15 protein-coding genes, 1 pseudogene and 1 riboswitch are annotated in these 21268 nt (G+C 33.3%); of the genes and pseudogenes, 1 reads left to right on the top strand and 15 read right to left on the bottom strand.

What is annotated here, in order from left to right:
• Positions 1–15 precede the first annotated feature (15 nt).
• The 8 genes from AC3EMB_RS05710 to AC3EMB_RS05675 all read right to left on the bottom strand — a co-directional run bounded on the left by AC3EMB_RS05710 (position 16) and on the right by AC3EMB_RS05675 (position 15924).
• Positions 16–1434, bottom strand: a complete 1419-nt coding sequence (locus AC3EMB_RS05710; RefSeq protein WP_488517573.1) for a PH domain-containing protein — start codon at positions 1432–1434, stop codon at positions 16–18.
• Positions 1427–1903, bottom strand: coding sequence for a PH domain-containing protein (locus AC3EMB_RS05705; RefSeq protein WP_488517572.1), 477 nt, complete (start codon positions 1901–1903; stop codon positions 1427–1429). The genes AC3EMB_RS05710 and AC3EMB_RS05705 overlap by 8 nt, the downstream gene beginning before the upstream one ends.
• Positions 1904–2129: 226 nt before the next feature.
• On the bottom strand, positions 2130–3071 hold the full coding sequence (locus AC3EMB_RS05700) for a DMT family transporter (RefSeq protein ID WP_488517571.1): 942 nt from the start codon (positions 3069–3071) through the stop codon (positions 2130–2132).
• 88 nt (positions 3072–3159) lie between these two features.
• Complete coding sequence (locus AC3EMB_RS05695; protein WP_001208940.1) at positions 3160–3906, bottom strand: SDR family NAD(P)-dependent oxidoreductase; 747 nt, start codon at positions 3904–3906, stop codon at positions 3160–3162.
• Positions 3903–4640, bottom strand: a complete 738-nt coding sequence (locus AC3EMB_RS05690) for a 2OG-Fe dioxygenase family protein (protein WP_023521378.1) — start codon at positions 4638–4640, stop codon at positions 3903–3905. Before AC3EMB_RS05690 ends, AC3EMB_RS05695 begins: the two co-directional genes overlap by 4 nt.
• Positions 4641–5118: 478 nt before the next feature.
• Positions 5119–6087, bottom strand: coding sequence for a hypothetical protein (locus AC3EMB_RS05685; protein ID WP_144465817.1), 969 nt, complete (start codon positions 6085–6087; stop codon positions 5119–5121).
• Between the two features lie 785 nt (positions 6088–6872).
• Positions 6873–15062, bottom strand: a complete 8190-nt coding sequence (locus AC3EMB_RS05680) for a SpaA isopeptide-forming pilin-related protein (protein ID WP_488517570.1) — start codon at positions 15060–15062, stop codon at positions 6873–6875.
• A gap of 60 nt (positions 15063–15122) precedes the next feature.
• Positions 15123–15215: riboswitch (cyclic di-GMP riboswitch) on the bottom strand.
• A gap of 172 nt (positions 15216–15387) precedes the next feature.
• Entirely contained in the window at positions 15388–15924 is a 537-nt protein-coding gene (locus AC3EMB_RS05675; protein ID WP_000028013.1) for a TetR/AcrR family transcriptional regulator, read from the bottom strand.
• A 331-nt stretch (positions 15925–16255) separates the two neighbouring features.
• Here AC3EMB_RS05675 and AC3EMB_RS05670 point away from each other — a divergent pair.
• Positions 16256–16638: pseudogene (locus tag AC3EMB_RS05670) on the top strand (hypothetical protein).
• Positions 16639–16711: 73 nt separating this feature from the next.
• Here the strand turns inward: AC3EMB_RS05670 and AC3EMB_RS05665 are convergent.
• From AC3EMB_RS05665 to AC3EMB_RS05635, 7 genes are all read right to left on the bottom strand, one after another.
• On the bottom strand, positions 16712–16978 hold the full coding sequence (locus AC3EMB_RS05665) for a CPCC family cysteine-rich protein (protein WP_488517569.1): 267 nt from the start codon (positions 16976–16978) through the stop codon (positions 16712–16714).
• Positions 16975–17418 carry a hypothetical protein gene (locus AC3EMB_RS05660; protein ID WP_078400421.1) on the bottom strand — a complete coding sequence of 148 codons (444 nt, stop codon included), beginning with the start codon at positions 17416–17418 and terminating at the stop codon, positions 16975–16977. The genes AC3EMB_RS05665 and AC3EMB_RS05660 overlap by 4 nt, the downstream gene beginning before the upstream one ends.
• 179 nt (positions 17419–17597) lie before the next feature.
• Positions 17598–18251 (bottom strand): DUF975 family protein, encoded by a 654-nt coding sequence (locus AC3EMB_RS05655; RefSeq protein ID WP_488517568.1) that lies wholly within the window; start codon positions 18249–18251, stop codon positions 17598–17600.
• 199 nt (positions 18252–18450) lie between these two features.
• Entirely contained in the window at positions 18451–19902 is a 1452-nt protein-coding gene (locus tag AC3EMB_RS05650) for a PH domain-containing protein (RefSeq protein ID WP_488517567.1), read from the bottom strand.
• Entirely contained in the window at positions 19895–20371 is a 477-nt protein-coding gene (locus AC3EMB_RS05645) for a PH domain-containing protein (protein WP_000371358.1), read from the bottom strand. The genes AC3EMB_RS05650 and AC3EMB_RS05645 overlap by 8 nt, the downstream gene beginning before the upstream one ends.
• A gap of 79 nt (positions 20372–20450) precedes the next feature.
• The gene (locus tag AC3EMB_RS05640) at positions 20451–20618 is read right to left on the bottom strand and encodes a hypothetical protein (RefSeq protein ID WP_000783808.1); all 168 of its coding nucleotides are present in this window, start codon (positions 20616–20618) and stop codon (positions 20451–20453) included.
• A 2-nt stretch (positions 20619–20620) separates the two neighbouring features.
• Positions 20621–21202, bottom strand: a complete 582-nt coding sequence (locus AC3EMB_RS05635; RefSeq protein ID WP_016082590.1) for a TetR/AcrR family transcriptional regulator — start codon at positions 21200–21202, stop codon at positions 20621–20623.
• Positions 21203–21268 lie beyond the last annotated feature (66 nt).

Genomic DNA, 21268 nt, shown 5'->3' with positions numbered 1-21268 from the left:
AAAAAGGAAACACCATTACACACCGGTGTTTCCTTTTTCTTTGTACCAATTATATATACGAAGTGTGTCCTCTTTTCGCATGTGCTTCACTTTATAACGATGCCCCGCTACCGATACGACAGCTGTACATAACTCGTCTTTCTTTTGAAAATACGATTGATTGTACCCCACTGCTTGAACATGTCTTCTACGCATGATTCCTGTATATTTCGCAAGACCTCTGTATACCATTGTTAATTGGTTTTCTTTCATCATATAACCGCTGCTAGTATAACGAGCGTATGCGAGTATTGTAAATGCGATACATAGCGGGATAAGAGTGAACAATGCAATATACTGTTTAAAATATATACTTGCACCGGCAATTGGCACAGCGAGCACAGCACTTGTAATCCAGCCCATGATGATGTAACGGCGCAATGCCGCTTTCGGTAAATGAACGATTTCCTCCTCCATTTCATACGGCAACTGTAAATATGCGAGTAACTGCTGCACATTTTTTTTCTTCATAAAAGGATGTAGCATCACTTCATTCCCAGCGGATTCTATACTTTGAATGACTTCTACTTCGACAGAACAATACCCGATAGGCTGGCGAAGTATTCCTTCTTTCACAGTAATTGCTTGAATGCGGTGTAATTTTAACACAAACTCTTTCTTATCAAATAACCCTTGTACGATTCGAATTTCATTTCCGTTTCGCTCAATTTTAAAGTTTGCATATTTTAACGCATAGCCCGCTGTTGAAATAATCCAAGAAATTGCCATTAAAATTGCGGCCATAACGATTAATTCATATACACCGTTATCCATCACATACGCTTCCACTTTATTGATGAGCCATTCTGGTAGAAATTGATTAAACTCTGTGTAAAGGATTACTAACATAGAAAACACTAATCCAAATCTACCAGATGTAATAGATGCGAATAAAATTTCTTTCGCTGTTAACTGATAAACTGTCTTACTACCTTCTCCCGCAGGCACCTCTTCAGCCACAACGCTTCTTTCTCTATGTAATAAAGCAATTAGTCCCTTCGCTTCATCTTCTTTAATACCAGCTAACATCACTTCTGGCTCACTACCGCCGCCTGCAACTTCTATATTTAATTTTGTAAGTCCAAGTATTTGATAAATGATGTTAGAAGATGTACTAACATTTTGCACACGTTCTTTATTTAAGTAGCTTTCTTTCTTAACAAACACACCATGCTTTATATGTAAAATATTATTTTCAACCCAATACACCTTGAAATACCATTTTATAGCTGAGAAAATAGCCATAATAAATAATAAGGCCAAGAGAACAAGATGAAATAAATACCAAGGTTCCACTTCACCATCTGAGCGAAATAGAACAAGCAAAATAAAAGGCAACAAACTCGCAACCCTAATACCTAACAATATCGTGATCGGATGTTGCCTCTTATACATCCTCATCACTCACTTTCGCAAGTTCTCCAATTTGTCTTTTCAGCTGTTCTGCTTCTTCTTTCGTTAAACCTGGAATACTATGAGACGTTGCGGCTGTTGAAATGTGTAATTCTGCTAAATTATACTTTCTCATAATCGGACCTTGCTCAATCGTTACGTGCTGCACACGGATCATCGGAATAAGTACGCGTTTTACAACGAACATTCCCTTTTGAATCTCAATCTCTTCTTCATTTAATCTGTAACTATAATAGCGCTGACGTAAATTTGGAAACACAAAATAATCAAGTGGAATAAATATAATGGATCCTGTTACTAAAAGTCCAAACAACCAGCCCCACCAGTTAAAGTTAATCATAAAAAAGAAATACGCAATTACGACTGTTAGTATAACTGCCGCCCCAATTAAAGCGTGAATCCTCCACACTTTCAGCATATTAGAATGAATCTCCCTTTCTAACGGCTGCATCTCATCACTCCAATTCTATGAATTTATTACTTATATATTATCAAAAAACAAGGTTTTATATACAATTTTGTAAATTTATAGTCAAATAAAAATAGTTGAATCAAAAGCATATTAAAAAACATACCTCAGTTTTTAAAATTACATATTATAAATATGAATTATATTGAACCAAATAAACCCTGCATGATTCATGCAAGGTTTATCGTTTTATACACAATATATTTCATTATTGTTGAGATATACTAGCATCGCTTTCAATTCGCTTTTCTTTTTGGCTCATTTTTTTATCTTTAGATTTTTTTAATGTTAAAGTCATGCCAATAAAAATAAAAAGAATTCCTGTTATTTGCATTAAAGTTGGACGGAATCCAGTAAGTACAGTATCTAATAATATTGCCACTGCCGGATCTAAAAAAACTAATATTGAGATTGTTTTTGTAGATAAATGGCGTAAACTATCAAAAAACAGATAATACACTATCCCTGTGTGAATAAAACCAGTAGCTATAATATATGTCCAATTACTTTGAGTGAGGCCACTAAAAGCATCTAAATCTATAAATGGTATTAAAAGAAATATCCCCAAGAATGTTTGTAAAAATGTCATTGCATACGCACTCATTTTGTTAATCCCTTTACCAAATAAAGTTGTAAATGCATAAAAGAGAGCTGCAAGAAATCCCCATATCATACCTGAAGACATTAATGAACCGAAAGAGAAGCTTCCATCGATACCAGCAATTAATAAAGCTCCCACAAAACACACAATTATTGAAATGATAGATATTAATGTTAATTTTTCTTTAAAGACGATACTTCCAATTAACAGTACAATTACTGGTGCAAGATGATAAACTGAGATAGCAATTGTAACTGACATATTTTCAAAGGCTTTAAATAAGAAAACCCAATTAAATACTAAGAAAAAACCACATATTAAAACTTGAATAACTTCTTTTCGTTCCCATTTATCTTGTTTATATTGCCCTGTAAGCAACCAACATACACTTAAAAATATTGTCGCAAAAATACACCTTACAAACACTAATTCAAACGAAGGTAAGTTTGTTTGAACAGAAAAAAATCCAACTGATCCAAAGATAACCATTGATGCTATCATCTTTAAGGCCGGTACCGTTTTCTCTTGCTTAAAACTTTTTTGAAGCAAATTAATCCCCCTCCAATAAAAACTCGGTTTATAGTGAGAAAAACACCAGCCTAAAAAAGGACAGGTGCTTTTCCTCAAAAACACTCAATTACAAATTTTTCCCTGCAGTCCAACCACCATCAATTACAAAATTAGAACCAGTAATAAAGCGGGCCTGATCAGAAATCAAGTACTCAATACATGAAACAATATCCTGCGGCAATCCCCAAGTATCTAAAGATTGATTACTTTTTATCATAGACATCAAGGCTTTATTACTAAAGTATTCTTCTGTAAGTTCAGTTCTAATAACACCGGGAGAAATGCTATTTACTCTTATATTTTGCTTCCCAAATTCCATAGCCATCTGTTTAGTCAATCCGATTAAGGCATGCTTTGATGCCACATAAGCAGCTCGCTCTGGTTCAGCCATTAATCCAGAAACCGATGCTATATTCACAATACAACCTTTTATTTTCGATTCACACCATCGCTTAGCTACTTCCCTAGAAAGGATAAATGGGGCTACTAAATTTACATCAATTACTTTTTTAAACATATCATCGGATAAATGTAAAACAGGTGTTATCTCTCGAATACCAGCTGCATTTATTAATATATCAGGAGAAAGCTTTTCTAAATCTAATTGAGTAAAAAGATTATGAATCGCTTCGCTATTACTTAAATCAATTTGCACTACTTTCAAAGGCATATCTGTTTTCATATAATCTATTAAGTTATTATTATTAATATCAAGAGCTATTACATGAAATGATTTTTCTAAAAAGTATTTTATACAAGCATGACCTATACCGCTATTGGCTCCAGAAATCATAATTATTTTATTCTCTCTCATTTTGTCTCCTTATAAGAAAATGTTACTAATAAAATATCACGAAAAGCCTCCGTACTACATTCTGTTCCAAGTGGCGTTACGGCATGGAAGACCTTTTGTCCAAATACTAAAGTTTCTAACGGCTCCTTCAAACTTATAAACTGATTAATTTCCCGAGGAGAATTAGCTATTAAATTATCTCCACCAATAGCTGTATTACTTAAATTCATAAGGTGTAAAAACACTACTGGTTCATCATCTTTATGTAACCAAATAGGTGAACTAAAAGATGGTCTTTCTTTAGTAGCTTTATATCTTACTTGATGTAAACCTATAATTAAGTCTTTACTTGTATCTATTATATTTGTTTTAAATGCAAATTCAGTATCGAAACGCACCATATTTTGAATTAAAGGATTACATAAAAAGCTATCATTTATGCTATTAAACTGTCTAACTTTCCCGCCATCATCATAGTTATATTCTTTAGATTGGAAGTAATCATTACTATTATCTAAAATATAATCTGGTGAATCAACATACTTTATATACCTTGAATAAGATCTAGCACGGCATTCACCGTACGCATCATCTTCCAAATTATAATAATCTAACTGTGCTTGTGTTAATAAGCGATGATTCTCTTCCTCTTGTAAAAAGATTTCATTTGAGATTTCAAGGAATCCTTTAGATTCAAATTCATGTACCTTTTCTTCTATGCTAAATCCACTCATTTTACTAAGAACAAACGTCATTATAAAAACCTCCACACTATTGTATTTTTCTATCTCACCCTATGTTAGAAATGCAATAAGTAACCGAGATTCTTGCTTAATAAAATTAAAAATTATGATATTCAATTAATACACCAAATGAAATATATGTAATCCATTAACACTATCTCTTAAGCAATATTATATATCCTTTTGGATATTTTTTCTAATTATCTGAATATTTATCAACATTAGTCTTAATATTCAAAATTAAAGAAATGGATTTTTCAGAAAGATAAAACTGCGAGTATTACAATTACTTATGTATATAACTTTTTTAAAAATTATATTTTAAATATAGCTAGTTTTTTATAAAATTTTTGATATAATTACATACGGGAAAAGGGAAGAATTTTGTCTTCCCTTGTGTTTTTATTTGCATCTAGTACTTTTGCTAGATGCTTTTTTTTATGCTAAAAAAGGTATCCTCAAATACTTTGAGGATACCTTTTCCATCAATTTAGTGCAGTTCAATAATTGTACCATCTTCGAATACTTTGAATACTCCAGTAAATCCTGGTCCAGCTGCGCCTTCTATTTTATATGTCGTACGCACTCTAATTTGATAATATTTCTTTCCATTCTCTACTTGCGTATTCTCTAGCGTGTAATCATAGTCTTCTTTATATTCATTTTTAATATATTCTTTAGCTTTCTCAAAAGTAAATGCATTTTGATTTTTTTCTGCCTCTACCTTCTGATTCTTTTCTGTCTCAGTTTTTTGGTTCTTTTCAGTCGCTACCTTTTGATTTTTTTCTGTCTCTGCTTTTTGATTCTTTTCAGTCGCTACCTTTTGATTTTTTTCTGTCTCTGCTTTTTGATTCTTTTCTGTTGCTACCTTTTGAGTCGTTACTGCAGTGTTTTTTTGTGCCTTCGCTGGTGCTTCACTTTTTGCATTTTTTTCTTCTTCATTAATTTTAGTAACTAATCCTACCGCTTTTTTATTATATTCTTCAAGTTTCTTGTTATCTTTTGTTTCTGCAACTAGCTTATTTAATATATCTTTTGCTTCTGCATAATTTTTCTTACTTATTAACTCTTCACTTTTCGTCAGTTGCTCGCTATACTTCTTTTTTTGTTCTAAGATGGCTAGTAATGCTGTTCGTTCTTCCTTTGCTTGTTTTATAAGCGTAGTATTTCCATTCTTCATGTTCTCTACTTTTTCAAATGACTTGATTGATTCTTCTATCTTTGTTTCTTCTTTTAACTTTACAGCTTCAATCATTACTTTCGTTTGTTCTACTAGAACTTTTGCATCTGAATCATCTTTTTTCTCATCTAGCGCTTGTTCAAATGATGATAAGGCATTTTTATATTCTTTATTTGTTAACGCGGTCTTTCCTTCATCCATTGCTTTTTCAAAATTACCATTACTACATCCAGCTAACATTAAAAACGTAAGTCCAATTACCATTAATAACTTTTTCATTTTCTCTCCTCCTATATATCCCTAAAACAATAACAGCATATGTATAAAAGTCTGTGTAGTAATTAGACTGAAAGTAAATATGTACTACGTTGTGTGTGGGAAAGGAAGTACATTTCATTTACTATCATTACTTAAAACCCCTAAATAGTTGGTTTCTTCTTCTTTTAAGACAGAAAGGATTTTTAATAATGTGCGTAAAGATCTCACCAGGCCCTTTACTACACACACTCTTATACACATAGAAAAACTATTTTTAGGTTGCTATTTTTTTAACTTTACATATTCTCGATTGATCGGATACGAACCTCATTTTGTAACATAACGAAAGACAAAAGAAAACAAACTGTAACATACGTTATCGTTAGTAATCTTTCTGTAACACAAATGTAACATAATGTTTTTGAACATACAATAGTTTTTTTTACATTATTTTCCCCTATCTACATTTTAAGGTGCTACTACAGTGCTAAAACGATTTTCATCTCTCACCTGCTATTGGACTATCATCCTTTGAGTACTTTAGGAAATAGACTTCTTTCCTAAAGTACTCAAATTAATTACAAAGATAACTCTTTTTTCATCCAAACATTAAGAAGGCCTTTAATCTTTTACTTTCACATTAAATATATATAACTAACTTTTTTGATATAGCCACATTAAGAAAATAGGGTAAACTTTGTATTCCTTTTTGTTTTTATTTGTATCGAGTTCTTTTGCTAAATACCTTTTTTATGTCAAATAAAAAAGGTATCCTCAAATACTTTGAGGATACCTTTTCACCTTTATTATCTCTGCTGTTTTCTACCTAATACGAGTAACCCAAAACTCATCATTACAAGAAGTGCTCCCATATATGGTTCCACAGGCATTTTCTGCCCTGTCTTCGGTAATTCTTTTTCAGGCTTTTCTGGATTTGGTGTTCCAGGTTTCTCTGGATCTGGTGTTCCAGGCTTTTCTGGATTTGGTGTTCCAGGTTTCTCTGGATTTGGTGTTCCAGGCTTTTCTGGATTCGGTGTTCCAGGCTTTTCTGGATTCGGTGTTCCAGGTTTTTCTGGATCTGGTGTTCCAGGTTTCTCCGGATCTGGTGTTCCAGGCTTTTCTGGATCTGGTGTTTCTGGACCTGGTGGTGCTAAATGATTCAATTTGTTTAATACTTCTAATTGAACTGCATTTATCATTCCATTTGTAATTTCAAATGGAATTGGATTAGTTAATTTTTCATATCCTTTTGGTGCTTCTACTTCTACTAGTGTGTAGTTACCTACAGATAGATCTGCGATTTTTGCCTTTCCATCTTTATCTGTTGTTACTTTCACTACTACTTTTCCCTTGTCATCATGGACTTCAAACACAGCTCCTGATAAGACTTCCTTGCTTTCAGCGGCCATTTTTGTAATCTCCACTGAACCTTTGTCTAACTTTTCATTCTCTACTTTCAATGATAAGACTTTTGTCATACCTTTTTTAATTTCGAATGATACTGGTTCCGTTAACTTCTTGTAACCTGGTAAGCTCTTCGTCTCTACTAATTTGTATTTTCCTACTGATAGATCTGAAACGTTTGCTTTTCCTTCTTTATCTGTCGTTACTTCTGTTACTACTTTGCCTTGCTCATCTTGTACTTCGAAGACTACGCCTTCTAATACTTTTTGGCTATCTTTATCTACTTTTGTTACTTCTACATTTCCCTTGTCTAACATTTCATTTTCTACTGTTAAAGCAAGAGATTTTGTCATGCCTTTTTCAATTTGGAAAGTAATCGGATCTACCAATTGCTTATATCCTTTTGGTGCTTTTACTTCTACTAACTTGTATGTTCCAACTGATAAATTATTAACTTGTACTTGTCCTTTTTTATCTGTCGTTATTTTAGCAACTACTTGCCCTGCTTCATCTTGAATCTCAAATACAGCATCAGCTAAAGCATCTTTCGTTTCTTTGTCTACTTTTGTAATTTCTACATTTCCTACATCCACTAATTCATTTTCTACAGTCAATTGTAATGCTGTAACTCTACCTTTTTCAATTTCGAATGAAACTGGCTTTTCTAGTGGTTTGTATCCTGCCGGTGTTTCTACTTCTACTAACTCATACTTTCCAATAGATAAATCTGAAACGTTTGCTTTTCCTTCTTTATCCGTTGTTACTTTTGCAACTACTTTTCCTTTTGAATCACGTACTTCAAATACAACATTTTCTAATGGTGCTTTACTGTCTTTATCTATTTTTGTAATTTCTACATTCCCCGTATCTACCATTTCATTTTCTACAGTGAACGTTAAAGATTTTGTCATACCTTTTTTAATTTCAAATGGTACAGGCTTTTCTAATTTTTTGTAGCCTGGTAAACTCTCTACTTCTACTAACTTGTACTTTCCTACTGATAAATCTGCAACTGTTGCTTTTCCAGCTTTATCTGTCGTTACTTTCGTTACCACCTTGCCTTTGTCGTCTTGAACTTCAAAGACTACATCTGCTAAAGGTGCCTTATTATCTTTATCTATTTTTGTAATTTCTACATTCCCCGTATCTACCATTTCATTTTCTATTTTTAATGATAGAACTTCTGTCATGCCTTTTTTGATTTCGAATGATACTGGCTCTGTTAATTTTTTGTAGCCTGGTAAGCTTTCTTTCTCTACTAATTTGTACTTTCCTACAGATAAGTCTGAGATTTTTGCTTTACCATTTTTATCTGTTGTTACTTCCGTTACTACTTTACCTTGTTCGTCTTGTACTTCGAAAACTACGCCTTCTAATACTTTTTGACTATCTTTATCTACTTTTGTGATTTCTACTGAACCTTTGTCTAACTGTTCATTCTCTACTTTTAATGATAAGACTTCTGTCATACCCTTTTTAATTTCGAATGATACTGGCTCTGTTAGCTTTTTGTAGCCTGGTAAGCTTTCTACTTCTACTAGTTTGTAATTTCCTACAGATAGATCTGAAATTTTTACTTTTCCTTCTTTATCTGTTTTTACTTTCGTTACTACTTTGCCTTTTTCATCTTGCACTTCGAATGTTACGCCTTCTAATGCCTTCTGGCTGTCTTTGTCCACTTTTGTAATTTCTACTGAACCTTTATCTAACTGTTCATTCTCTACTTTTAGTGATAAGACTTCTGTCATGCCTTTTTTAATTTCAAACGATACTGGTTTTGCTAATTTTTTATATCCTGGTAAGCTTTCTACCTCTACTAGCTTATATTTCCCTACTGATAAATCGGAAACGTTTGCTTTTCCTTCTTTATCTGTCGTTACTTTTGTTACTACTTTATCTTTTTCATCTTGCACTTCGAATGTTACGCCCGCTAATACTGCGCCACTTTCTTTGTCCACTTTTGTAATCTCTACTGAACCTTTATCTAACAGCTCGTTCTCTACTTTCAATGATAAAACTTTCGTCATACCTTTTTTGATTTCGAATGATACTGGTTCCGTTAACTTTTTGTAACCTGGTAAGCTCTTCGTCTCTACTAATTTGTATTTTCCTACTGATAGATCTGAAACGTTTGCTTTTCCATCTTTATCTATCGTTACTTCTGTTACTACTTTGCCTTTGTCGTCTTGAACTTCGAAGACTACGCCTTCTAATACTTTTTGGCTATCTTTATCTACTTTTGTAATTTCTACTGAACCTTTGTCTAACTGTTCATTCTCTACTTTTAATGATAAGACTTCTGTCATACCCTTTTTAATTTCGAATGATACTGGCTCTGTTAGCTTTTTGTAGCCTGGTAAGCTTTCTACTTCTACTAGTTTGTAATTTCCTACAGATAGATCTGAAATTTTCGCTTTTCCTTCTTTATCTGTTTTTACTTTCGTTACTACTTTGCCTTTTTCATCTTGCACTTCGAATGTTACGCCTTCTAATGCCTTCTGGCTGTCTTTGTCCACTTTTGTAATTTCTACTGAACCTTTATCTAACTGTTCATTCTCTACTTTTAGTGATAAGACTTCTGTCATGCCTTTTTTAATTTCAAACGATACTGGTTTCGCTAGTTTTTTATATCCTGGTAAGCTCTCTACCTCTACTAGCTTATATTTTCCTACTGATAAATCTGAAATTGTTGCTTTTCCTTCTTTATCTGTCGTTACTTTTGTTACTACTTTATCTTTTTCATCTTGCACTTCGAATGTTACGCCCGCTAATACTGCGCCACTTTCTTTGTCTACTTTTGTAATCTCTACTGAACCTTTATCTAACAGCTCGTTCTCTACTTTCAATGATAAAACTTTCGTCATACCTTTTTTAATTTCGAATGATACTGGTTCCGTTAACTTCTTGTAACCTGGTAAGCTCTTCGTCTCTACTAATTTGTATTTTCCTACTGATAGATCTGAAACGTTTGCTTTTCCATCTTTATCTGTCGTTACTTCTGTTACTACTTTGCCTTTGTCGTCTTGAACTTCGAAGACTACGCCTTCTAATACTTTTTGACTATCTTTATCTACTTTTGTTACTTCCACATTTCCCTTGTCTAACATTTCGTTTTCTACTGTTAAAGCAAGAGATTTTGTCATGCCTTTTTCAATTTGGAAAGTAATCGGATCTACTAATTGTTTATACCCTTTTGGTGCCTTTACTTCTACTAACTTGTATGTGCCGACTGATAAATTAGTAACTTGTGCTTGTCCTTTTTTATCTGTCGTTATTTTAGCGACTACTTGTCCTGCTGCATCTTGAATCTCAAATACTGCATCAGCTAAAGCATCTTTATTTTCTTTATCTACTTTTGTAATTTCTACATTTCCTGTATCCACTAATTCATTTTCTACTGTTAGCTTTAGCGCTGTTACTCTACCCTTTTCAATTTCGAATGAAACTGGCTTTTCTAGTGGTTTGTATCCTGCCGGTGTTTCTACTTCCACCAACTCATACTTCCCAATAGGTAAATCTGAAACGTTTGCTTTTCCTTCTTTATCCGTCGTTACTTTCGCAACTACTTTTCCTTTTGAATCACGTACTTCAAATACAACATTTTCTAATGGAGCTTTACTATCTTTATCTATTTTTGTTATCTCTACATTCCCTGTATTCACCATTTCATTTTCTACTTTTAATGATAGAACCTCGGTCATGCCTTTTTTGATTTCAAATGATACTGGTTTTTCTAGTTTTTTATAACCAGGCAAACTTTCTACCTCTACTAATTCATACTTTCCTACAGGTAAATCTGAAACATTTGCTTTTCCATCTTTATCTGTCGTTACTTTTGTAACTTCATTACCCTTTTCATCTTGGATGATGAATATTACTCCCGCTAACGGTGCTTTATTATCTTTATCTATCTTTGTTATCTCTACATTTCCCGTATCTACCATTTCATTTTCTATTTTTAATGATAGAACTTCAGTCATGCCTTTTTTGATTTCAAATAATACTGGATCTGTTAGTTTCTTATAGCCTGGTAAACTTTCTTTCTCTACTAATTTGTACTTTCCTACTGATAAATCTGAGATTTTTGCTTTACCATCTTTATCTGTTTTTACTTCCTTTACTACTGTTCCAGCTTCATCTTGCACTTCAAAGACTACGCCTTTTAATGCTTTTTTGTTGTCTTTATCTACTTTTGTAATTTCTACTGAACCTTTATCTAACTGTTCATTTTCTACTTTCAATGATAGGACTGTTGTCATACCTTTTGTAATTTCGAATGATACTGGTTCTGTTAGCTTTTTGTAGCCAGGTAAACTTTTCGTCTCTACTAATTTGTACTTTCCTACTGATAAATCTGAGATTTTTGCTTTTCCTTCTTTATCCGTCGTTACTTTCGCAACTACTTTTCCTTTTGAATCACGTACTTCAAATACAACATTTTCTAATGGAGCTTTACTATCTTTATCTATTTTTGTTATCTCTACATTCCCTGTATTCACCATTTCATTTTCTACTTTTAATGATAGAACCTCGGTCATGCCTTTTTTGATTTCAAATGATACTGGTTTTTCTAGTTTTTTATAACCAGGCAAACTTTCTACCTCTACTAATTCATACTTTCCTACAGGTAAATCTGAAACATTTGCTTTTCCATCTTTATCTGTCGTTACTTTTGTAACTTCATTACCCTTTTCATCTTGGATGATGAATATTACTCCCGCTAACGGTGCTTTATTATCTTTATCTATCTTTGTTATCTCTACATTTCCCGTATCTACCATTTCATTTTCTATTTTTAATGATAGAACTTCAGTCATGCCTTTTTTGATTTCAAATAATACTGGATCTGTTAGTTTCTTATAGCCTGGTAAACTTTCTTTCTCTACTAATTTGTACTTTCCTACTGATAAATCTGAGATTTTTGCTTTACCATCTTTATCTGTTTTTACTTCCTTTACTACTGTTCCAGCTTCATCTTGCACTTCAAAGACTACGCCTTTTAATGCTTTTTTGTTGTCTTTATCTACTTTTGTAATTTCTACTGAACCTTTATCTAACTGTTCATTTTCTACTTTCAATGATAGGACTGTTGTCATACCTTTTGTAATTTCGAATGATACTGGTTCTGTTAGCTTTTTGTAGCCAGGTAAACTTTTCGTCTCTACTAATTTGTACTTTCCTACTGATAAATCTGAGATTTTTGCTTTACCATCTTTATCTGTTTTTACTTCTGTTACTACTTTGCCTTGCTCATCTTGCACTTCGAAGACTACGCCTTCTAATACTTTTTGACTATCTTTATCTATTTTTGTAATTTCTACTGAGCCTTTGTCTAACTGCTCATTTTCTACTTTTATTACTAAAGCTTTTGTCATACCTTTTGTAATTTCAAATAGTACTGGTTCTGCTAGATTTTTGTAACCTGGTAAGCTTTTCGTCTCTACTAATTTGTACTTTCCTACTGATAGATCTGAAACGTTTGCTTTTCCTTCTTTATCTGTTACTACTTTTCTTACTACGCCATCTTTCTCATCTTGGACTTCAAATTCGACACCGGCTAATACTGCCCCGTTTTCTTTGTCCACTTTTGTAATTTCTATATTACCTTTGTCTACCATTGCATTTTCCACTTGTATTGGGAATATGCCGTCCCCTGTTACATTTACTTCGAACTCTGTTTCTTTTAATTGGTAGCCTTCAGGTGCTTTTGTTTCTTTTAAAATATATTTTCCTGGTGCTAACGGTTTAGAGATTGCCTTACCATCTTTATCTGTAACAATATGTTCGACTACTACACCGTCTTTTACTATATCAAACTCTGCATTTGCTAATGGTTTATCACCATTTTCCGAATCAATTTTCTTTACTTCAATTTGACCCTTTTGCATAGTATTTTTAATTTCAATTGTTTTTGTTTCTCCAGCTTGAAGTGTAACCTCTACTGGACTTGTTAATTTTTGATATCCTTCTGGTGCTACTGTTTCATATACTTTATACGTCCCAGGAGCTAAAGTTTGAGGTACTGAAAAACCTTTTTCGTCCGTTTTCAGTTTTGCAACAACTTCATTTGCACTATTTCGGACTTCAAATTCGGCAGCTTTTAACCCTTTGTTCGGATTCTCAGAATCTATTTTATGAAGCGATACTGTACCATCTTTTGGAGCTTCAGGCGGCGTAATAGTTACTTCTTTTGATGTTAAAGTTTTATCATCAAAATGTAATTCCGCTTTATTAGGAATCTTCTTATCTACGTAAGAAGATAAGTCTGCATTATTTTTGATTTTCGCCTTGATACTGAGATTAATTATCTGGTCTTCATACGACTTATAGTCAAAACTCTCACCAAACGTAAATGTTACTTCACTTCTTTGTTTATCTATATTTAACGTTCCTTTAGAAGTAATATCTTGGCCATTTTGATCATACACTTTTGCCTCTAATACTTCTAAAACATCTTCTAAATCATCACTAATTACCATAGATGTGTATTTAGGAGGATCGTTCGGTATGTGTGTACCAACTTGGTATTGAATAACTTGATCCATTTTTGTTAACTGCTCATTCTCTACAAGCTTGCCATTCTCATCAACTATATTTTTTTCAATGCTAGGTGGATTATTGTCACCTGAACCGGATCCTCCCCCACCACTTACAAATACTTGTCCTACTTTTTCTTCAGTTTTAATATTTTTACCTTCTAATTTCACAGTATTTTTATGAGGCTTCGCAGCAGGATTTGTAACCTTTGTTTTATATCTTAAAATATAGCCTTTTGAACTGTCTGGAAACTCAATTGTAAATCCAGCCTTTGTTGCATTAATTTTAATGTTAGATAAATCTGCTGGCTTAATATTTGTTGGTGCATAACCATCTTCAAATACAGCCTCTTCTAATACTACGCTGTCTGTAATTAACTCATGTCCAGGTCCTAATGTATCTGTTAATTTAAGATCTTGCATTTCTGTTCCAGTTGCATTTACATATACAAGCCAATCAGCAATCGAAGGATCTTCTTGATTATAAGAACCCCATTTCAATAGATTATCTGTATTGGGCTGTGGCTTCGGTCTCTCTGTCGTATTACTTACATTTACTTCTTTATTAACGATTTGACCATCAACGTTAAATTCTAATGGAATTTCTTTAACACCATCATATGCTTCTAAACCAAAGTAGAATTCTACGAATAAAGAACCTTTAATGTTATTCTTTCCTTCTACGTAATCACCCATAGTACACGTTAATAGACCCTTTTTCATCTCACATGTACCAACTGTTTTTCCTTCAGCATCTTTTAAAGGAAAACTCATATTCATAAGGTCTTTTCGAAACTCTTTTGGCATATCAATTGTGAATTGATCTCCACTTTTTATTTTTTCTTTAGCTGACCACTTCACTTCTACTTTCATACCATCTGAGGCTTGATACGGTTCAGATGTCGTGCCATCAGTACGGGAAATATTAATTTCGTCCACTGGACTTTTCATCACAGCAGCTTGAATAACTGGAGCCCACACATTCAGCACTGAAAATAATACTAGAAAAACTAATGAAACCATTGAAATATGCCTTTTAGTACTTTTCATTTGCATAGTTCCCTCCTATTTTTTTATATTTATATAACAAAAAAAGACCGTCCGGTTGCATCAAAAATGTGCAACCAGACGATCTTAGTAACCAATATGTATTACCGTAGACTCTAAGCTTTGCGGCCTATCCTTTCGAATAGTGTGCTAAAAATATCTTTTATTCTTTTTTTGTTTCATTTTCCTCTTAAACCAAATATTACTATACCGTCTGGACGGTTATAATTCAATACTCTATAAAATTGTTCTATTTTTCTAATAAAAAAAACAATTCACCACTACATTAAATAAGTAATGGTGAATTGTTTTCGCATTATATAGTTCGTATATTCTATTTATATGAATTACTAATAAGAGCTTGAATCACTTTTTCTCTTAACTCGGGGCTTAGTCTGCCAACCCCTAAATATTCCGAATACCATAATCCATCTGCTGCTAATCTAATAATTGTTGCACAAACTGAATCTATCTCATCGTTTTCTATATTCTTTTGCAGTTGCTGAAATGATTGTTGTAATGGCTCAAGTAATTCAGGTTTTAACATGAATGCTGCCATCATACTACTAGACAACTCTTCTGTTCTTCTCTCATTACTTAATCTTTCCTCTACAAAAGAGCGAACCCATCTCCCTTTCCTCTCTGAGTCTTCCGCTACTTTATTGTAAATAGCGCCCTCATTATCCTCTATCCCTCTGACTATCATACCTTCTATTAAAGCTTCTTTATTTGCAAAGTGATACAATAATCCACCTTTACTTACACCCGCCTCTTTTGCCACTGCTTCTAAGGTTAATTTAGCAACCCCTTTACATTGCACAATTTGAGAAGCGGCCGCCAAAATCTTTTGCCGCGTTATGCTGATACTCATTCCTTTTTAAAACCCCATTTCTACTAAATTTATATAAATACGAATCTTATTTTTAATATTGTTGATTACTACTAAGTATTTTCTTTATACAACAAAAGCTGCATTACCTTTGAATTTTTAGTTACTTATTCTATTAAAAATTTCCATATCATTCAATATGATAACATCAAATACATAACATTGACTATACATCTATACTTTTATATTCATCGAAAATATATCCATAAACACGAAATGTATAAAAATTGATTATCCTTATACATCTAATCTATAATTTAAAGAGGTTTATATTTTCATAAAAATAAAGTGAAATTTTATAAGGATGATTCCATTGAAAAAATTTTCTATTAGTTATTTAATATGCTTACTGTTTTTTCTATCATTGTGAATGTTTTACAGTATACAAGCGTTCCAAATTATGCGGATTCATGGGGGCCGATTTGGGTATCTATTATTATGCTTTCAATTCTTGGAAGTATTCCTGTTCTTATCGCTTGTTTAATAGGCGAATTTTGTTATAGAAAAATAAAAGGAAGTCACGAATTAAAAATCGGTATTCCTTTATTTATAGTGTTAGGTATTTCCTACAATCATTTCTTCTTTATGTTGTTTAACGACCGATATTTTCTATCCTTTAATTTAGAAGCCTTTTTGGAAACAGGCCTACTTATTACGTTATCATCTTTATTATTTTACCTTATAAGACGCCGTTAATTCTTTCATCATTACATAAAAAAATGTTATTACTCTTGTTACATCGAGTAATAACATTTTTATTTAAATCTATTTAACTAATTTGCTTCCAACTAGTATCCTTCACATCTTCGCTAGTCGGCTTTCTAACTGATTTCACAAAACATTCCTCGCAAGCACCAAGTGCAATGAAGTTTTTCTGTGCTTGTCTTAACGAGACTTCATTTGCCCCGCCTTCAAAGTCAGGATCGTTAAACTGTACCTCATCATCTTCCCAGTAACATATATTACAAATTTCATATGTACCTGGTGGTTCTTCTTCTATTGTTCTATACCCGCAGCACGGACATGTATATTTCATTCCGTTACTCCATTATTCATTTCTTTTTTCTCCCATATATTCCGGCCCATAAAGAATGTAACAGCGCAAATCATAGTTATTACCATGAAAGTAGTATTAGAATCCTCATATGTAGTTGGAATTCCAATCGTTACAGAAACAATACTAAAAGCTAAAAGTAAATATAATAATAAAGATAGAATATAGCTTAGTTTAAATCGTAAAATGATACCTCTAAACAATAGCTCACCAAGTAGACAGCCACCTAAAATGATAGGTACTCCGAAATATAATGTAAGGACTCCCATTTGCGCAGTAGATTGAATTATCTTACCGATTATGTTCGGCGAAACCAGCTCACTATTGTTTCCCATCCTATCATATAAATCAAGTGCCGTTACTGAAATAAAGAAACTTAATATAGAAAACGAATACGGTATTAAAAATTTGCTCACTCTCATTCACCTCACTTTTTTTGTTTCACATATATTATTCATTACTTTCACAAAAAAAATAGCCCTCTATGCTAAAACATAGAGGGCATAATTTTTATATAAAAACCTATACCTTATCCTGAAATCCCCCTAAACAGAACATCTAAACTATCTGTGCCCTATATTCTTTAGGGGATAGGTGGTTATTAGAAAGTAGTGCCTTCTTTTTTATAATATTCTTTTGAAATCTCTTCATAAAATGCGGCTGATGTCGCGTAGAAATACGGTGCTAACCATAAGAAACCGATTCCTATAGTAAGAATACTTAATATGAACCAGCCTAAGAAACTTAAGCATAGTAAAAAGTAATCCATTTTATGTCCATTCATCATATGACGACTCTCAGTAATCGCTTGATTCGCTGTATATTCTGGATGATCATTCAAAATAAAATACGTCATAGAATAAGAAAATGATTTAATAATACCTGGAATAATAAGAAGCAATGTCCATAGAGTCAAGTATACATACATTAGTAAATATGTTAAAAACGACTTCATCAACTTACTTCCATCGCTAAACCATCTAAATATATGACCAATGCGAGCATCAGTCCCACGAATTGCATTTAAAACAAGATAATAGGCACCTATTGTTAATGGACCAATAACAATCATTACTATAATACTTACTGTAAGTGAATCACTTGCCTCTTCCCAACCCCAAAATACCGAGAAAATACCTGTTGTTAGCATTTCAACAGCTCCAATAAGGATTCCAATTAATAAAGTTGCCCCTACCGCTAATCCCCATCTTCCTTTTAATGCATCAAGTGCTTCTCTTTTCAACTGACTTATCATATATAACCTCCTAATACTATTTGTATTTTAGTATACCATTTATATCAAAAATTCCACATATTTTCCTAAAACAGAAGCATACTCCTTTTTGCATACGTATTGATACATGTGTGCTGTAGTTGTACTAATATATGGATTAAACGACTCTTTTCCCTATAACAAAAAAGCTTGCCCTTCAGAATAGGCAAGCTTTCTCAAATTATTCCTCACTCATTCTCTTCTTATACCAATCCTGCATTCTCTCCGCGTCTTCTACTCTCGTATGCTCTATTTTATAACTAGATGATGCACTAGAAAACTTATACGTACATAAATCCGCTCGGCGCTGGAAATATGATTGTGTCTTCTCCATTGATTGGACATGTCTTCTTCTAATAAGTCCTGTATATTTTCCGACGCTACGATAGACAAGTGTAATTTGTTCTCCGTTAACACTGTAACCATTTGTTTTAAATGTTGCGTATCCAAGTGTAAAGATAAGGATTGCGAGCGGAATTAATGCCCACATGATGAAGTGCTTTTCAGAGTATATACTTATTCCAAGAAGCGGGATTGCTAGCATTGCGAAGAAAATGAAACTATCAATGAGATAGCGGCGTAATGCTGCTTTTGGTAATGCAATAATGTTTGCATTCAGTTCGTATGGTAATTGTAAATGGGCGAGTAACTGTTGTACTCGATCTTTTCGAATGATTGGGTGCAGTGTAACCTTTTCTTTTTCGTCACCCATTCCTTTACTTTGAATGACTTCTACTTGCACAGCACAATAACCGAATGGTTGGCGTAAAATACTTTCTTTTATCGTAATACCTTGAATACGATGCAATTTTAGTACGAGCTCTTTTTTCTCAAGCAATCCTTGCGAAATGCGGACTTCGTCATTTCTTCGATTCACTGTGAAATCGCCATGTTTTAACGCGTAACCGATTGTAGATATAATCCAAGAAAGAACGAGTAACATGGCTACCATGAAAATCCAGCCATATATATCATGTTCCATTACATACGACTTTACGCCATTCTCTATCCATTTCGGAATGTACTCATCTACTTGGTGAAAGACGAAAAAGATTAAAGAGAATAATAGTCCAAATTGACCAGATGTAACAGATGCTAATAAAATCTCTTTCCAAGTTAATTTATATTCTGTCGTTTGTTTTTCCTCTGTAACAATTGCTTTTTCTACTGTATTTTCTGCTGCTTCGTCTAACGTTTTTTCTGCTTTCACTTCTGGAGTTGGCTCATTTAGCAAAGCAATAAGCTCCGCCGCTTCTTCTGCCGTAATACCAGCTAAGCTAACTTCTGCTTCATCGCCCCCACCAGCTGTTTCAATCTGAATTTTCTTTAAACCGAGCATTTGATAGAGCACGTTAGAACTTGTATTAATCGTTTGAACACGTTCTTTATTTAAGTAGCTCTCCTTTTTCACGAAGAGACCTTTTTTCACATGTAATACGTTATTTTCAACCCAATATGTTGTGTAATACCATTTTTCAAATGCTGAAAAAACGGTGAGTAAACCAAATGCTGCGGGAATTAAATACCAAAACGGGAATTTTCCGTTTAAGCTAAACATGAAAATAATGAGTGGTATAAAATCTGTTATTTTTAATTCTAATAACATCGTGATTGGATGCTGCCTCTTATACATCCTCATCACTCACTTTCGCTAATTCTGCGATTTTCGTTTTCAACATTTCTGCTTCATACATCGTTAAGCCTGGGATGCTATGAGAAGTTGCTGCTGTTGAAATGTGTAATTCTGCTAAGCCATATTTTCTCATAATTGGTCCTTGTTCAATCGTTACGTGCTGCACACGAATCATCGGTACTAATACGCGCTTTACGACAAAAAGACCATGCTGAATTTCAAGCTCTTCTTCATTTAGTTGGTAGCTGTAATAACGTTGACGTAGTTTCGGGAATAAGAAGTACGAAAATGGTGCGAACACAACTGTCAGCCCAATCATTACATACAAAATCCACGCCCACCAATCAAACTTTATCATGAGGAAAAGGTAAGCTAAAATGACGAGTATACCGATCCCTTCTTCAATTACAGCACGAACTTTCCACACCTTGACCATGTCAGGGTGAATTTCATTTTTCAATGGATCCATGTAACCACTCCAAATCTAGTAATCTAATATATGAATACTCTTAATCTACATTTTACATAACTTTACAGAAAATTGAAATTTAATCTTCTTTCTTCTCAGGAATAAAATATCCGAACCAAAGTAACCAAATGAAACCGATTAACTTCATCCAACTTCCATCCGCTTGAAAAGCTTCAATCATACCTGGTATTTTATAAATCCCAATAAATCCAAGAAAACCGAGCCACCAGTTTTTTTGCATTTTCATCTTTACTCCTCCTTCATGACATTTTTCACATTTCGAATCCAAATTTCTTTATACTTTAAATGGAATCCCATGAGCATATAGTTGCTCATATTATCGATCACAAGCGCTAGCGTATGAGCATTTTCTTCCGTTTCATGTTGTGACACAACACCCAGTCTCGCGCCTTTCTTCAATAAATCGTGGAAACCATGTAAGAAATCCTCTTGTATTTCAAATAAACGTTTCTGGTACTTTTCATTTCGCGATGCAGTTACGATAAATTCATTGATAACGCGTAGTATTCCTTCTTGCCCTTCATACTCAGAGAGCATATGTAAACCATCTGCGATTAGCTTTTCTGCAAAGTTTTCTTTCGTATACTGCTCTTTATCGAAGTAATTTGCAAAATGATAATCAGAAAAAATCTCTTCAAATAAAAAATCAACTAACGCTTCTTTAGAAGAAAAATGATAGTAAATAGCCGGTTTTGAAATACCTACCTCTTTCGCAATCATGGAAAGACTCATCTTCTCAATGCCGTGTTCTGCCATAAGTTTAAATGATGCCTCTACAATGTTCTGCGATGTTTGTAAATTCTTCGTCATACTGTACCTCACTTATTTTTACTTACCGGTCGGTAAGTAAATTGTAAAATAAAAAATTATCGTTTG

Source organism: Bacillus sp. LQ16 (assembly GCF_057784645.1).
Note: the sequence above shows the minus strand (reverse complement) of the source record. Positions and strands in the feature narration are given on the sequence as shown.

Bases quoted from the DNA above. Each gene is read 5' to 3' on its own strand.
- AC3EMB_RS05710 (WP_488517573.1), bottom strand. From the start codon at position 1,434: ATGTATAAGAGGCAACATCCGATCACGATATTGTTAGGTATTAGGGTT.
- AC3EMB_RS05705 (WP_488517572.1), bottom strand. From the start codon at position 1,903: ATGCAGCCGTTAGAAAGGGAGATTCATTCTAATATGCTGAAAGTGTGG.
- AC3EMB_RS05695 (WP_001208940.1), bottom strand. From the start codon at position 3,906: ATGAGAGAGAATAAAATAATTATGATTTCTGGAGCCAATAGCGGTATA.
- AC3EMB_RS05690 (WP_023521378.1), bottom strand. From the start codon at position 4,640: ATGACGTTTGTTCTTAGTAAAATGAGTGGATTTAGCATAGAAGAAAAG.
- AC3EMB_RS05685 (WP_144465817.1), bottom strand. From the start codon at position 6,087: ATGAAAAAGTTATTAATGGTAATTGGACTTACGTTTTTAATGTTAGCT.
- AC3EMB_RS05680 (WP_488517570.1), bottom strand. From the start codon at position 15,062: ATGCAAATGAAAAGTACTAAAAGGCATATTTCAATGGTTTCATTAGTT.
- AC3EMB_RS05675 (WP_000028013.1), bottom strand. From the start codon at position 15,924: ATGAGTATCAGCATAACGCGGCAAAAGATTTTGGCGGCCGCTTCTCAA.
- AC3EMB_RS05665 (WP_488517569.1), bottom strand. From the start codon at position 16,978: ATGAAATATACATGTCCGTGCTGCGGGTATAGAACAATAGAAGAAGAA.
- AC3EMB_RS05660 (WP_078400421.1), bottom strand. From the start codon at position 17,418: ATGAGAGTGAGCAAATTTTTAATACCGTATTCGTTTTCTATATTAAGT.
- AC3EMB_RS05655 (WP_488517568.1), bottom strand. From the start codon at position 18,251: ATGATAAGTCAGTTGAAAAGAGAAGCACTTGATGCATTAAAAGGAAGA.
- AC3EMB_RS05650 (WP_488517567.1), bottom strand. From the start codon at position 19,902: ATGTATAAGAGGCAGCATCCAATCACGATGTTATTAGAATTAAAAATA.
- AC3EMB_RS05645 (WP_000371358.1), bottom strand. From the start codon at position 20,371: ATGGATCCATTGAAAAATGAAATTCACCCTGACATGGTCAAGGTGTGG.
- AC3EMB_RS05640 (WP_000783808.1), bottom strand. From the start codon at position 20,618: ATGAAAATGCAAAAAAACTGGTGGCTCGGTTTTCTTGGATTTATTGGG.
- AC3EMB_RS05635 (WP_016082590.1), bottom strand. From the start codon at position 21,202: ATGACGAAGAATTTACAAACATCGCAGAACATTGTAGAGGCATCATTT.